12 protein-coding genes are annotated in these 12,892 nt (G+C 69.3%); 3 read left to right on the forward strand and 9 right to left on the reverse strand.

What is annotated here, in order from left to right:
* On the forward strand, positions 1–534 hold the full coding sequence (locus tag ABEA07_RS26520; RefSeq protein ID WP_345541661.1) for a TPM domain-containing protein: 534 nt from the start codon (positions 1–3) through the stop codon (positions 532–534).
* A gap of 7 nt (positions 535–541) precedes the next feature.
* Here the strand turns inward: ABEA07_RS26520 and ABEA07_RS26525 are convergent, their stop codons facing one another.
* From ABEA07_RS26525 to ABEA07_RS26550, 6 genes are all read right to left on the reverse strand, one after another.
* Complete coding sequence (locus ABEA07_RS26525) at positions 542–1,126, reverse strand: cyclic nucleotide-binding domain-containing protein (protein ID WP_345541663.1); 585 nt, start codon at positions 1,124–1,126, stop codon at positions 542–544.
* A 14-nt stretch (positions 1,127–1,140) separates the two neighbouring features.
* Positions 1,141–1,809, reverse strand: coding sequence for a ligase-associated DNA damage response endonuclease PdeM (gene pdeM, locus ABEA07_RS26530; protein ID WP_345541665.1), 669 nt, complete (start codon positions 1,807–1,809; stop codon positions 1,141–1,143).
* 39 nt (positions 1,810–1,848) lie between these two features.
* Entirely contained in the window at positions 1,849–4,434 is a 2,586-nt protein-coding gene (locus tag ABEA07_RS26535; protein ID WP_345541667.1) for a ligase-associated DNA damage response DEXH box helicase, read from the reverse strand.
* Positions 4,431–6,083, reverse strand: a complete 1,653-nt coding sequence (locus tag ABEA07_RS26540) for an ATP-dependent DNA ligase (protein ID WP_345541668.1) — start codon at positions 6,081–6,083, stop codon at positions 4,431–4,433. The genes ABEA07_RS26535 and ABEA07_RS26540 overlap by 4 nt, the downstream gene beginning before the upstream one ends.
* The gene (locus tag ABEA07_RS26545) at positions 6,080–7,147 is read right to left on the reverse strand and encodes a ligase-associated DNA damage response exonuclease (protein WP_345541670.1); all 1,068 of its coding nucleotides are present in this window, start codon (positions 7,145–7,147) and stop codon (positions 6,080–6,082) included. Before ABEA07_RS26545 ends, ABEA07_RS26540 begins: the two co-directional genes overlap by 4 nt.
* A gap of 131 nt (positions 7,148–7,278) precedes the next feature.
* Positions 7,279–8,100, reverse strand: coding sequence for an alpha/beta fold hydrolase (locus ABEA07_RS26550; RefSeq protein ID WP_345541671.1), 822 nt, complete (start codon positions 8,098–8,100; stop codon positions 7,279–7,281).
* A 292-nt stretch (positions 8,101–8,392) separates the two neighbouring features.
* On the opposite strand from ABEA07_RS26550, the gene ABEA07_RS26555 reads away from it, so the two are divergent.
* Entirely contained in the window at positions 8,393–8,629 is a 237-nt protein-coding gene (locus ABEA07_RS26555; RefSeq protein WP_345541673.1) for a DUF3606 domain-containing protein, read from the forward strand.
* 8 nt (positions 8,630–8,637) lie between these two features.
* On the forward strand, positions 8,638–9,243 hold the full coding sequence (locus ABEA07_RS26560; protein WP_345541674.1) for an alpha-ketoglutarate-dependent dioxygenase AlkB: 606 nt from the start codon (positions 8,638–8,640) through the stop codon (positions 9,241–9,243).
* A gap of 12 nt (positions 9,244–9,255) precedes the next feature.
* Here the strand turns inward: ABEA07_RS26560 and ABEA07_RS26565 are convergent, their stop codons facing one another.
* The 3 genes from ABEA07_RS26565 to ABEA07_RS26575 all read right to left on the reverse strand — a co-directional run bounded on the left by ABEA07_RS26565 (position 9,256) and on the right by ABEA07_RS26575 (position 12,679).
* Positions 9,256–11,331: an NAD(+) synthase gene (locus ABEA07_RS26565; protein ID WP_345541676.1), complete on the reverse strand. Its 2,076-nt coding sequence runs from the start codon at positions 11,329–11,331 to the stop codon at positions 9,256–9,258.
* Positions 11,332–11,427: 96 nt separating this feature from the next.
* Entirely contained in the window at positions 11,428–12,102 is a 675-nt protein-coding gene (locus ABEA07_RS26570) for a hypothetical protein (RefSeq protein ID WP_345541677.1), read from the reverse strand.
* A gap of 340 nt (positions 12,103–12,442) precedes the next feature.
* Positions 12,443–12,679, reverse strand: a complete 237-nt coding sequence (locus ABEA07_RS26575; RefSeq protein WP_345541678.1) for a hypothetical protein — start codon at positions 12,677–12,679, stop codon at positions 12,443–12,445.
* Between the last annotated feature and the right edge of the window lie 213 nt (positions 12,680–12,892).

Here is a 12,892-nt window from a genome sequence, read left to right on the forward strand (position 1 = left end):
ATGGTCACACCCACCTCGTCGTCCTTCTTCTCCAGGCTCCGACGCCTGTGGCGCCATCGCTGGATCGACGATGCCGACGTGCGGCGCATGCTCCCCCCCGAGGCCCTGGAGCGACTGGGCGCCCGGGTGGCGGCCAGCGAGCGCCGGCACAGCGGCGAGGTCCGCATCTGCATCGAGGCCGGGCTGCCCTGGTCCTACATCCGGCGCGGTGCGCCGGCGCGCGAGCGGGCCATCACGATGTTCGGCAAGCTGCGCGTCTGGGACACCGCGCAGAACAACGGCGTGCTGATCTACCTGCTGCTGGCCGAGCACGCGATCGAGATCGTGGCCGACCGCGGCATCGACGCGCACGTGAGCGCCGAGGAATGGGCGGCAATGGCCCGGCGCATGGGCGCGGCCTTCCGCCATGGGCACTTCGAGGACGGGATCACGCAGGCGCTGGAGGAGGTCTCGGCGTTGCTGGTGGCGCACTTCCCGCGGAGCGAAGGCGAGGGCGACCGCAACGAGTTGCCCGACGCACCGGTCGTGATGTAGGGCCTGCTCACAGGCTCTGCGGGCTCAGCCGGCCGCCCACCTGCTGGTCCAGCAGCCGGCGATTGACCGAATGGACCGCATCCAGCTCCACCTGCAGGGCGCGCGAGACCTGCGAGAGCGTGCGCAGCCGGCGATTGCCCTCGCGCAGGCGGCCGGTGATGATGCGTGAGACACCGAGCAGCAGGCGCGCGCCCACCGACGGGTGTTGCTCGATCAGGCTCAACAAGGCCTGGCGCGACAGCACGCCGAGCTTGACGTCGGTCAGCGCGGTGCAACTGGCGGACCGCGGGCCGCCGTCGATCACGCCCATCTCGCCCAGCAGGCTGCCGGGCCCGACGACCGAGATCACGACCTCGCCGTCGGGAATGTTGGCGCTGCTCACCACCCGCAACTGGCCGTCCAGCACCAGCACCATGTAGTCGTTGTCGGTCGCGTCGCCTTCCTCGAACAGCAGCGTGTCGGCCAGCACGTGCAGGGGTTTCATGGCATCGACGACCGCCTCCGCTTCGGCGCGGGACATCCCGGCCAGGGACGCCGCCTGCTGCATCAGTTCGACGGCATGTTCGCGGAGATCGGAGGTGCGGGAAGACATGGCAGCGGCGAGGTTCAATGGGGAAGCGGCCACACGGCGTCGCCGCCGATGCCGAAGAAGCGCCGGCCGGCCGCGGCTTCCACCGGACATCCGCCGGTGAATTCGCCGAAGGCCGGGAGCACCATCCGATGCGCCTCCTGCACGAAGCAGGGCATCCGCAGGCTGTCGCGTCCGCGGCCTTGCAGGCGGCAGACCGGGTGAAGATGCCCGGCGAGGACGAAATGCGTCGCGTGCGCCCGGGGGTGATGGCAGGCGGCGAAGGGGCCGGTGAGATGCGGCTCGTCGACGATCTGGATGCCGAGTTCGGCGGGCGGATCGCCGGCCCGGCTGTCGTGGTTGCCCCTCACCACGACGCAGCGCAGCGCCGCGTGGCGTTCGCGCCAGTCCGACAGGCTGGCCAGCACGTGCGTCGTGCGGCCAGGTGCGTCGTGGAGGAAGTCGCCGAGCACCACGAGTTCGCGCGGACGATGCCGTGCGATCAGGGCGTCGAGGCGTTGGAGGTTCTCGCTCGTGGTGCCGTGCGGCACGGGCTGCCCGAGCGCGCGAAAGGCGGCCGCCTTGCCCAGGTGGAGGTCGGCCACGAACAGCGTGCCGCCGGCCTCCCACCACAGGGCGCGCTCGGGGAGCAGTTCGATGGACTGGCCGGCGAGTTCGAGCCGAAAGGGGGCAGAGGCATGGGGCACGCGGGAAGTTTCTCAAAAAGGGCGTGCCGCAAAAACTCGTTAATTGTCGCGAATCGGAGCCCGCGCGACACCTTTTGCACGCCCTCGCGCGGCACGCGCGGGCGCCGCTTGTTCACCTGCCGCGCCGTCTTCCACAGGCCGGTCGAAGGCCAGGGCGCGGCGCACCTGCTCGCCATCGCCGGCCGGCGCCGCGCCGCCGGCTGCCTCCTCGAGCTGGGCCACCATGCGGGCGATGCGATCGGCCACCGCCTCGTTCGACAGCTTCTCGCGGAACAGCTCCACCATCAGCGGAAAGGCGAAGGGTGTGGGCCGCGACAGGGCCTGCGTCACCAGCCGCTGCGTGGCCATGCGCTCCAGCGCTTCGCGCAGGCGCCCGATCTCCAGCTCCTGCGCGAGCAGTTCCTCCTCCGCCTGGCGCAGCAGGCGGTTGGCCGGGTCGTACTTGCGAAACACCTCGTAGAACAGCGAGGACGAGGCCTGCAACTGCCGGTTGCTGCGGCGCTCGCCCGGGTAGCCCTGGAAGATCAGCCCCGAGACGCGCGCGATCTCGCGAAAGCGCCGCCGCGCCAATTCGCCGGCGTTGAGCGAGGCCAGAACCTCGTGCAACAGCTGGGGCGCGGGCACGGGTGCCAGCACCTGCGGCAGCAGCGCAGGCCAGTCCACCTCATCGGCGCACAGCAGCTCGAAGCCGTAGTCGTTCACAGCGATCGAGAAGGTGCGCGGCCGATGCTGGGCGACGCGCCAGGCGATCAGGCTCGCCAGGCCCAGGTGCACCAACCGGCCCGCGAAGGGATAGAGGAAGAGGTGCCAGCCCTCGCGCGTCTTGAGCAGTTCGGCCAGCAGGGTCTGCGGCGTGGGCAGGGCCGACCAGCGCTGCTGGATCTCCAGCAAGGGCCGCACGCGCTGCAGCTCGGGCGCGTCGTAGCGCCCTTCTCCCGCACGCGCGAGCTGCTGCACCACCGCATCGGCCAGCGTGCTCGACAGCGGCATGCGCCCGCCATTCCAGCGCGGCACCGAGGGCTTGCGGCCGGTGGCGCGGCGCACCCAGGCGGTCATGTCGTGCACGCGCACCAGCTCCAGCAGCCGGCCGCCGAAAAGAAAGCAGTCACCCGGCTTCATGCGCGCGATGAAGCTTTCCTCCACGCTGCCGAGCTTGGCGCCGCGCAGGTACTGCACCGTCATGCTGGCATCGCTGACGATGGTGCCGATGTTCATGCGATGCCGCCGTGCCAGGCGCGTATCGGGCACGCGCCACACGCCTTCGGCATCGGGTACCGCGCGGCGGTAGTCGGGGTAGGCCGCCAGCGAGGGGCCGCCCTGCGACACGAAGTCCAGGCACCACTGCCAGCTCTCGCGCGAGAGGCCCGCATAGGCGCTCGTGTCGCGCACCTCCTCGTACAGGGCGTCGGGCACGAAACCGCCGCCCATCGCCACCGTCACCAGGTGCTGCACCAGCACGTCCAGCGGCTGCGCGGGGGAACGCCGCTCCTCGACGCGGCCCTCGGCCACCGCGGCGCGCACGGCTGCGCCCTCCACCATCTCGATGCTGTGCGTGGGCACCAGCGTGATACGCGAGGGACGGCCGGGCGCATGGCCCGAGCGGCCCGCCCGCTGCAGCAGCCGCGCCACGCCCTTGGGCGAGCCGATCTGCAGCACGCGCTCCACCGGCAGGAAGTCCACGCCCAGGTCCAGGCTGGAGGTGCAGACCACGGCCTTGAGCGTGCCGCCCTTGAGGCCCAGCTCGACCCATTCGCGCACCCCGCGGTCCAGCGAGCCGTGGTGCAGCGCGATCTGCCCGGCCCAGTCGGGCCGCGCTTCCAGCACCGCCTGGTACCAGATCTCGGACTGCGAGCGCGTGTTGGTGAAGACCAGTGTCCCGCTGCTGGCGGCGATCTCCGCGATCACCTGCGGCAGCATGGTCAGGCCCAGGTGGCCGCCCCAGGGAAAGCGCTCCACCTGCGCCGGAAGCAGCGAGTCGATCACCAATTGCTTGGGCAGCGCGCCCTGCACCAGCACGCCTTCGCGGCCGGCCAGCAGGGTGTTCAGCGCCTGCGGCAGGTTGCCGAGCGTGGCCGACATGCCCCAGGTACACAGCGCCGGGTTCCACCGCCGCAGCCGCGCCAGCGCGAGTTGCGCCTGCACGCCGCGCTTGTTGCCCATGAGTTCGTGCCATTCGTCCACCACCACCATGCGCAGCGTGCCCAGGACCTCCTTCGCATCGGCGCGCGACAGCATCAGCGACAGGCTCTCGGGCGTGGTGACCAGCACCGTGGGCAGGCGCCGGTTCTGTGCGCTGCGCTCGGCGGCGCCGGTGTCGCCGCTGCGTGCGCCGGCGCTCCACCCCGGCGCCAGGGCCGGCAGCGGCTGCTGCAGCGCGCGCAAGGTGTCGGCGGCCAGCGCGCGCATGGGCGTGAGCCACAGCAGGGTGAGCGGCGGCGCATGCCGGCCGGTGGCTGGCGTGGCGAAGGCCTGCAGCGCGCCGAGCCAGACGGCAAAGGTCTTGCCCGCGCCGGTGGTGGCGTGCAGCAGGCCGGAGCGGCCTTCGGCGATCGCCTGCCAGACCTCGCGCTGGAAGTCGAAGGCCTCCCAGCCGCGCGCAGCGAACCAGTCCTCCGGGGCGTTCATCCCGCAGCCGGCAGCAGCGCCGCCAGCGTCTCCAGCGTGTCGGCCTCTTCCACCGGCTTGTCCTCGCGCCAGCGCAGCATGCGCGGGAAGCGCACCGCGATGCCGCTCTTGTGCCGCGCGCTGCGGGCGATGCCCTCGAAGCCCAATTCGAAGACCAGCGTGGGCCTGAGGCTGCGCACGGGCCCGAAGCTTTCGACGGTGGTGCGGCGGATGACGGCGTCGACGCGCGCGATCTCGGCATCGGTGAGGCCGGAGTAGGCCTTGGCGAAGGGCACGAGCCTGCGCTCGCCCGCCTCGGGCGGCGCGTCCCAGACGGCGAAGGTGTAGTCGGTGTAGAGGCTGGCGCGCCGGCCATGGCCGCGCTGGGCATAGACCAGCACCGCGTCGACCGAGAGCGGATCGATCTTCCACTTCCACCACAGTCCGACGTCCTTGGTGCGGCCGACCCCGTACTGCGACGCGCGCTGCTTGAGCATCAGCCCCTCGACGCCCATGGCGCGCGCGGCCTCGCGCTGGCGGGCCAGGTCGCTCCAGCTGTCGCCATGCAGCAAGGGGCTGGCGATCAGCGAGGGGTGCTGCGCCTGCGCGACCCGCGCGTCGAGCAGGGCGCGCCGCTCGTGCAGCGGCAGCGCGCGCAGGTCGCGGCCTTCCCATTCGAGCAGGTCGTAGGCCAGCAGCACCACCGGGATCTCGCGCAGCAGCTTGGGCGTGAGCGTCTTGCGGCCGATGCGCTTCTGCAACTCGGCGAAGGGCTGCACCCGGTCCTCGCGCCAGACCACGATCTCGCCATCCACCACCGTGCCCTCGGGCAGGCTGCGGCCCATCTCGGCCAGTTCCGGAAAGCGGTCGGTGACCAGTTCCTCGCCGCGCGACCAGAGGCAGACATCGCCGCCGCGGCGCACCAGTTGCGCGCGGATGCCGTCCCACTTCCATTCGATGAGCCACTGCGCCGGCGGCCCGAGCACGCCATCGAAGTCGGCCAGCGGCAGCGCGAAGGGATGGGCGAGGAAGAAGGGATAGGGCTGCCCGCCGGCCTGCTGCTCCAGCTCGCTGCCGCTCTCCGGCGCGATCAGCGCGGCGAAGGCGGCGGCCGTGGGCTGGGCCGTGATGTGCGTGTAGCCCATCAGGCGCTGCGCCACGCGCTTCGGGTCCAGCCCGCCCACCGCCGCCAGCGCCTGCGTGACCTGCAGGCGTGAAACCCCGACGCGGAAGGCGCCCGTGATGAGCTTGAAATAGACCAGCCGCTCTTCCGGCGCGAGCCGGCGCCACTGGGCGCGCAAGGCATCGGCGAGCGGCTCCGGCGGCATGCCGCGCAAGGGCAGCAGGTGCTGCTCCACCCACTGCGCGAGGCCCAGGTCATGCGTGTCGCCGGGCGCGGGCAGCAGCAGCGCGATGGTCTCGGCCAGGTCGCCCACCGCCTCGTAGCTCTCGTCGAACAGCCACTCCGGCAGCCCCGCCGTCTCCTGCGCCAGCAGCCGCAGCAGCTTCGTCGGCACCAGTTGCCGCGGCTTGCCGCCGGCCAGGAAGTAGACGGCCCAGGCGGCATCGGCCGGTGATGCCTGGCGCAGGTAGCGCTGCAGCGCGGCCTGCTTGGCCAGGCTGGAGGTGCTGGCGTCGAGTTCGCGGTACAGCGCCGCGAACTGCTTCACGTCGCCGCCTTGTCTCCTTCCCCCACCGGGGGAAGGCCGGGATCGGGGCTCGCCGCCGCCACGGGCTCCAGGTCTTCATCACCGTACTCGGTATGAAAGGCCCGCGCATCCAGCCCGCTCTCCGCCAGCCAGCGCACCATCACCGCCACGCTGCCGTGCGTGACGTACACGCGCTCGGCCCCCGTGCCGGCGATGGCCTGCTGCAGGCCGGGCCAGTCCGCGTGGTCCGACATCACGAAGCCGCGGTCGACCCCGCGCCGTCGCCGTGTGCCGCGCAGTTGCATCCAACCGCTGGCGAAGGCGTCCGAGTAATGGCCGAAGCGGCGCATCCATGGTGTGCCCTGGGCCGACGGCGGCGCCAGCACCAGCGAACGCTTCAGGAGCGCAGCATCGACACCGGGGTCGGTCACGCGCAGGGTCGGCGGCAGCGCCACGCCGGCCGCGCGGTAGACCGCATTCAGCGGCTCCACCGCGCCATGCACCACGATCGGCCCGATGGCCGCGTCCACGCCGTGCAGGATGCGCTGTGCCTTGCCGAAGGCGTAGCACAGCAGCACCGAGGCGCGGCCCTGGGCGGCATTGGCGCGCCACCAGCCATCGATCTCCTCGAACAACGCCGGCTGCGAGGGCCAGCGGTAGATCGGCAGGCCGAAGGTGGACTCGGTGATGAAGGTGTCGCAGGGCACGGGCTCGAAGGGCGTGCAGGTCCCGTCCGGCTCGGTCTTGTAGTCGCCGGAGGCGACCCAGACGCGGCCCGCGTGTTCCAGCCGCACCTGCGCCGAGCCCAGCACGTGGCCGGCGGGATGCAGCGAGATCCGCACGCCATGGTGGACGATGGCTTCGCCGTAGGGCAGCGTCTGCAGCGTGATCTCGCCCAGCCGCGCGCGCAGCGTGCCGGCGCTGTGTTCATGCGCGAGGTAGTGGCCATGGCCCACGCGCGCATGGTCCGAGTGCGCGTGGGTGATGACGGCACGCGCCACCGGCCGCCAGGGGTCGATGTAGAAATCGCCCGGCGGGCAGTACAACCCTTCGGGGCGCGCGATGACGAGCTCTTCGGCAGGCATGGGCCGGCCATGCTAGCCCCGGCGCCCGCGCTTCGGCTGTAGGCCTGCGGCCCGGTCCGGCGTGATGCGCGCGCCCTGCCTGCCTGCGGCGCTTGCCCGGCATGTCGCGGTGGGCGGTGGCCGGCTGGCTGTCAGCCCTTGATGAAGGCCAGCAGGTCGGGGTTGACCACCTCGGGATGGGTGGCGCACAGCCCGTGCGGCAGGCCGGGGTACACCTTGAGCTGCGCACCCTTGACCAGCTTGGACGACAGCATGGCCGAGGCGCCGATGGGCACGATCTGGTCGTCGTCGCCGTGCATGATCAGGGTGGGCACGTCGATCTTCTTCAGGTCCTCGGTGAAGTCGGTCTCCGAGAAGGCCTTGATGCAGTCGTAGTGGGCCTTGATCCCGCCCATCATGCCCTGCAGCCACCAGTGCTGGCGGATGCCTTCGGACACCTTCGCGCCCGGCCGGTTGTAGCCATAGAAGGGCAGCGTGATCTCGCGGTAGAACTCGGCGCGGTTGTCGGCGACACCTTTGCGGATGCCGTCGAACACATCGATCGGCAGGCCGCCGGGATTGGCCTCGGTCTTCAGCATGAGCGGCGGCACGGCCCCGATCAGCACCGCCTTGGCGACGCGCTTGCTGCCATGGCGTCCCAAATAGCGGGCGACCTCGCCGCCGCCGGTGGAGTGGCCGATGTGGACGGCGTCCTCGAGGCCGAGCTTCCCGGTCAGCTCGGCCAGGTCGTCGGCGTAGGTGTCCATGTCGTTGCCGCTCCAGGTCTGGGAGGAGCGGCCGTGGCCGCGGCGATCGTGCGCGATCACGCGGTAGCCCTGCGAAAGGAAGAACAGCATCTGGCCATCCCAGTCGTCGCCGGACAAGGGCCAGCCGTGGGAGAAGACGATGGGCTGGCCCTGGCCCCAGTCCTTGTAGTAGATCTCGGTGCCGTCGCGGGTGGTGATCGTAGGCATGGCGCTTCCTCGTGTGGGTGGGATGAAGGGGGATGCAGCCCGACCCGGGCCGCAGGGGTGGCCGGCGCGCCGCTGGCTCGCGGTGGCTGGCGCCCCGCATGTTCGGGCCGAAGCGGCGGCGGCGCAAGCCGTGAACCGCCCGACGGACCGCGGGTCCAGCGGATTGGCTGATCTCCTACAGCGCCGGGGCGACAACCCTTCTACGGTGAAGCCTACGGGCGCGCGGCCCGGGCCAGGGGACGGCCCGGATGGGGCCTGCCTGCCCGGCCTACCCTCTGTCAGGAGCGAAGCCATGAAGAAACCCTCCCTCATCGCGGATGCCCCCCCGGGCGCGGCCCTCCCCGAACGCATCGACATCAGCACCGACCGCGCCCTCGACAACTGGTGCCGGCGATGGGACGTGACGCACGACCAGCTGCGCGAAGCGGTGCGCGCGGTGGGCAGCCGGGCCAGCGACATCGAGTGGCACCTGAAGGCCGGCCGCCGCACGCCGCTGGCGAGCATCCGCAAGGCGGGTGCCTCCGCATAGGCCCTGGCATGGGCACACGCGACGCCTTCCAGGAACCGCTGTTCGACGACGATCCGGCCCTCATGCTGGAGGGCTGGCGCTACGAGGGCGACTTCCTCGATCCGGAAGAAGAGCAGGAACTGCTGCAGGTGGTGCGGACACTGCCCCTGCAGCCGATGCGCTACAAGGACTACCAGGCCCGCCGGCGCGGCATCAGCTTCGGCGGCCATTACGACTTCGAGGCCAACCGGCTGCGCCCGTCGCCCGAACTGCCGCAGGCGCTGCTGCCGCTGCGCGCCAAGGTGGCGCAGCACATGGGCGTGGCGCCCGAAGCGCTGGTGCACGTGCTGGTGGCGGAGTACCAGCCCGGCACGCCGCTGGGCTGGCACCGCGACGTGCCGGAATTCGAGGACATCGCCGGCGTCTCGCTGATGGGGACCGGGCTGATGCAGTTCCGCCCCTACCCGCCGCAGCACGACGCGCTGGGGCGGCCCTTGCCCCACCTGGACCTGGTGGTCGAGCCGCGCTCGCTCTACTGCATGCGCGGGCCGGCGCGCTGGCGATGGCAGCACCGCGTGACGCCCGTGCAGGCGCTGCGCTATTCGATCACGCTGCGCACGGCGCGCAGCGTCTGAACTGCGGACGCCTCAGCCTCCCGGCACCCGCTCCAGGTCCGCCAGCCACACCGTCGCCTCCGAATCGCTGGGCGCACGCCAGTCGCCGCGCGGCGAGAGCGAGCCGCCCGACCCCACCTTGGGCGCGTTGGGCACGCAGGAGCGCTTGAACTGGCTGGTCTTGAAGAAGCGCCACAGGAAGGTGCCGAGATGCCGCTTGATGTCGGCCAGCGTGTACTCGTTGCGCTCCGTCTGAAGCTCGTCGGGCCAACTGCCGCGTGTGCGGTCGCCCCAGGCGGCCTGCGCGAGGAAGGCCACCTTGCTCGGCCGGAAGCCGTAGCGCAGCGTGTAGTAGAGGTGGAAATCCTGCAGCTCGTAGGGGCCGATGGTGTCCTCGGTGCGCTGGCCCGGCTGCGCCGCCGCGTCGCCGCCCGCCGCCGGCTCGGAGGGGGGGATGAGCTCGGGGCTCACCTCGGTGGCCAGGATGTCGTGCAGCACCTTGCTGCCTTCGTCGCCCAGGATGCGGCGCGTCTCGACCCAGTGCACCAGGTGCTTGATCAGCGTCTTGGGCACGCTGGCGTTGACGTTGTAGTGCGACATGTGGTCGCCCACGCCGTAGGTGCACCAGCCGAGCGCGAGTTCGCTGAGGTCGCCGGTGCCCACCACGATCCCGTGGTGGAAGTTGGCCAGCCGGAACAGGTGGCTGGTGCGCTCGCCGGCCTGCACGTTCTCGAAGGCGATGTCGTACTGCGGCTGGCCTTCGGCGAAGGGGTGGCCCAGGTCCTTCAGCATCTGCAGGCAGCTGGGGCGGATGTCGATCTCGCGCGCGCTGCAGCCGATGCTGGCCATGAGGCGACGCGCCTGCTGCAAAGTGCGGCCGGTGGTGGCGAAGCCGGGCATGGTGAAGCCGAGGATGTCCGAGCGCGGCTTGCCCAGCCGGTCCATGGCCTGGGCGCACACCAGCAGCGCATGGGTGGAGTCCAGTCCACCGGAGACGCCGATCACCAGCTTGTCGATGCCGGCCGCTTCGACGCGCTGCACCAGCGACTGCACCTGGATGTTGAAGACCTCCGCGCAACGGGCGTCCCGGGTCGCCGCATCGGAAGGCACATAGGGAAAGCGCGCCACGCCGCGCAGCAGGCCGTGGGGCACCTGGGCCGGCACGGGCAGCTCGAACTCGATGGTGCGCCAGCCGGCCAGCACCGCCTTGTGCTTGTGGACCGAGGTGCCGAAGCTGTTCTGCCGCATGCGCTCGCGCGACAGGCGCTCGAGGTCCACGTCGGCGGCGATGCGGTGCGAGCGGTTGCTGAAGCGCTCGCTCTCGGCGAGCATGTCGCCGGCTTCGTAGATCAGCGCCTGGCCGTCCCACGCGAGGTCGGTGGTCGACTCGCCGATGCCGGCGGAGGTGTAGAGATAGGCAGCCAGGCAGCGGGCGGATTGCAGGCTCACGAGGCGGTGCCGGTAGTCCGATTTGCCGATGGTGATGTTGGAGGCCGACAGATTGACCAGCACTGTCGCGCCCGCCAGCGCGGCATGGCTGGAGGGTGGGATCGGGACCCACACGTCCTCGCAGATCTCCACGTGCAGCTTGAACAGCGGCATCTGGCGCGACTTGAACAGCAGGTCGGTGCCGAAGGGAACGCGCTCGCCGCCGAGCACGACCTCCTGCGACAGCGCGGTGTCGGCGCCGTTGAACTGGCGCGCTTCGTAGAACTCGCCGTAGTTGGGCAGGTAGGTCTTCGGCAGGATGCCCAGCACGCGGCCATCGGCCACCACGGCGGCGCAGTTGAAGAGCCGGTGGTCCACCCGGAACGGAAGGCCCACCACGGCGACGGCGCCGATCTCGCGCGAGGTGGCGGCTATTTCCAGCAAGGCGCGCTCGCATGCATCGAGCAGAACGGCCTGGTGGAACAGATCGTCGCAGGTGTAGGCGGAGAGTCCCAGTTCCGGAAAGGCGACCAGCACCGCGCCGTCGGCCGCGGCCTCGCGGTACATGCGGATCGTCTCGGCCGTGTTGAAGGCCGGGTCGGCCACGCGGTTGCGCGGCACCGCCACGGCCAGCCGGGCGAAGCCGTGGGTGTAGGGGTTGTGGAACTCGTGTTCGGTCATGGCCGGATTGTGGTTCAGGCGGTGGCTACCGGCTTGGAGCTGCAGACGCGCCCTTGCGTCATGCTGAGAATCTGCGGGGGTCAGGGCGGGCCGGAATCATCTCATTTGATTGAGGACTTCATATATCAATTCTTTGGGAACCTGGTATTGCTGACGAAGAATCATGAACACTTCGCTTTTCGCATCCCTTGCAAGGCGTTCACCCAATATCTTGTTCTTTTCCTCTTCAAACGCCCTAAACTGCCAGGGAAGAGTCAATTTCCTCAAGTTCGGGCACGAATGCACAAGTTCACGAAGCTCAACAAATTGACCTGGATTCGAAAAAAGACTTTTCGAGCAATCCATGAGATCGAGCTCGATCTCTCTTATTGATTCGTTGTTTGAAACAAAAGCAAGCAAGGAAGCCAGATCGCCAGGATAAGCAAGCCAGCATTCCGAAATTTTTAATTTCTGCAGACCCTTGCCCGGATTTCTTCGCTCCCGACTCTGAATTGCCGACGTCAACTGCGCAAGCTCGGCCCCATCATCAAATCTATACCCGCTCAGCTCGAAGTCGACAATTGAACTCCTTTCAACAGCTACCATCAAGGCCTTGAACGCACTCGCGGATATTGGGTCGTTACGCTGCCGCTGCAGCGGTGATTTCATGAATTCCAATTTAAGTACGCGCAAGGCCGGCCAACTTGGCAATGCAACTGCCAATTGTTCCACTATCTCGGGCTTCAACGGAGTCAGGATCTTTTTCGGCAGCGAGAGTGAGGCGTTGGCCACTCCAGTCCAGTTCCGAGATTGGTGGATCCTGCTCCTCCATGGTTTGTCGCACAGCCTCGAATCCCTCGGTGTTCCGCTCATTGAGAAACTTGGCTGTCCATTGCCCCGCCGCCGCCGGCGTCAGTTGCTGGTGTTTGTATTCTCTGCGCCAGGTCTTGTAGTCATATGAAACACCGGAAATTGAGACGGCCTGCCATGGGCGATTTCTACTCCGGTCGTAAAGGTAAGAAGAGGACTGATGTTTCATGGGCGAATAAGCCGCACGGCGCTCAAGGAGTTGAAGTGTCCGTTAAGTAACCGGCCACCCCAAAAAAATCCCCTTGGCGCATTCCCCCTCAGCTCACTTCGACGCGCCCTTGCGCAGCGCGGCATCCTCGCCCTTGGCGTGCGCCTTTCCCTCCTGCTCGGCTCGGCGCATCTCGTCGGCCTCGGCTTCGCTCTGAGGACGCGCGTCGCGCGCGGCCTGATCGACCTTGCCGGACTGCACGAAGTCGGTCGTGGCCTTGTCGTAGCGGCGGGTGGCTTCGTAGTTGCCTTCGCCCTGGATGTCGGGGCTCTGGTCGGCAGGCTTGTTCATGCTCGTCTCCTAGTGGCTGTGGCTCGAATCTCTTCAATGTGCCTTCACGGTCGAAGGAACTCCACCATGCGCCTGCACGAGACTGAAGCGAGCGGCCAAGACCGACGGGCGGGATCGGACAAGCCGCAGGCCGGCGTAGGAGCAGGCCGACGAACTCGCTTACCTCACGGGCTCCCCCCTTCCGCGTGACCAGCGAATGTGCGCGGCGCCACG

Source organism: Variovorax defluvii (assembly GCF_039541515.1).
Classification (GTDB): domain Bacteria; phylum Pseudomonadota; class Gammaproteobacteria; order Burkholderiales; family Burkholderiaceae_C; genus Variovorax; species Variovorax defluvii.

What these genes read in the sequence shown, in the direction of transcription:
- ABEA07_RS26545 (WP_345541670.1), bottom strand. Translation starts at nt 7,147, where the DNA reads ATGCCTGCCGAAGAGCTCGTCATCGCGCGCCCCGAAGGGTTGTACTGC.
- ABEA07_RS26555 (WP_345541673.1), top strand. Translation starts at nt 8,393, where the DNA reads ATGAAGAAACCCTCCCTCATCGCGGATGCCCCCCCGGGCGCGGCCCTC.
- ABEA07_RS26525 (WP_345541663.1), bottom strand. Translation starts at nt 1,126, where the DNA reads ATGTCTTCCCGCACCTCCGATCTCCGCGAACATGCCGTCGAACTGATG.
- ABEA07_RS26550 (WP_345541671.1), bottom strand. Translation starts at nt 8,100, where the DNA reads ATGCCTACGATCACCACCCGCGACGGCACCGAGATCTACTACAAGGAC.
- ABEA07_RS26520 (WP_345541661.1), top strand. Translation starts at nt 1, where the DNA reads ATGGTCACACCCACCTCGTCGTCCTTCTTCTCCAGGCTCCGACGCCTG.
- ABEA07_RS26560 (WP_345541674.1), top strand. Translation starts at nt 8,638, where the DNA reads ATGGGCACACGCGACGCCTTCCAGGAACCGCTGTTCGACGACGATCCG.
- ABEA07_RS26565 (WP_345541676.1), bottom strand. Translation starts at nt 11,331, where the DNA reads ATGACCGAACACGAGTTCCACAACCCCTACACCCACGGCTTCGCCCGG.
- ABEA07_RS26535 (WP_345541667.1), bottom strand. Translation starts at nt 4,434, where the DNA reads ATGAACGCCCCGGAGGACTGGTTCGCTGCGCGCGGCTGGGAGGCCTTC.
- ABEA07_RS26575 (WP_345541678.1), bottom strand. Translation starts at nt 12,679, where the DNA reads ATGAACAAGCCTGCCGACCAGAGCCCCGACATCCAGGGCGAAGGCAAC.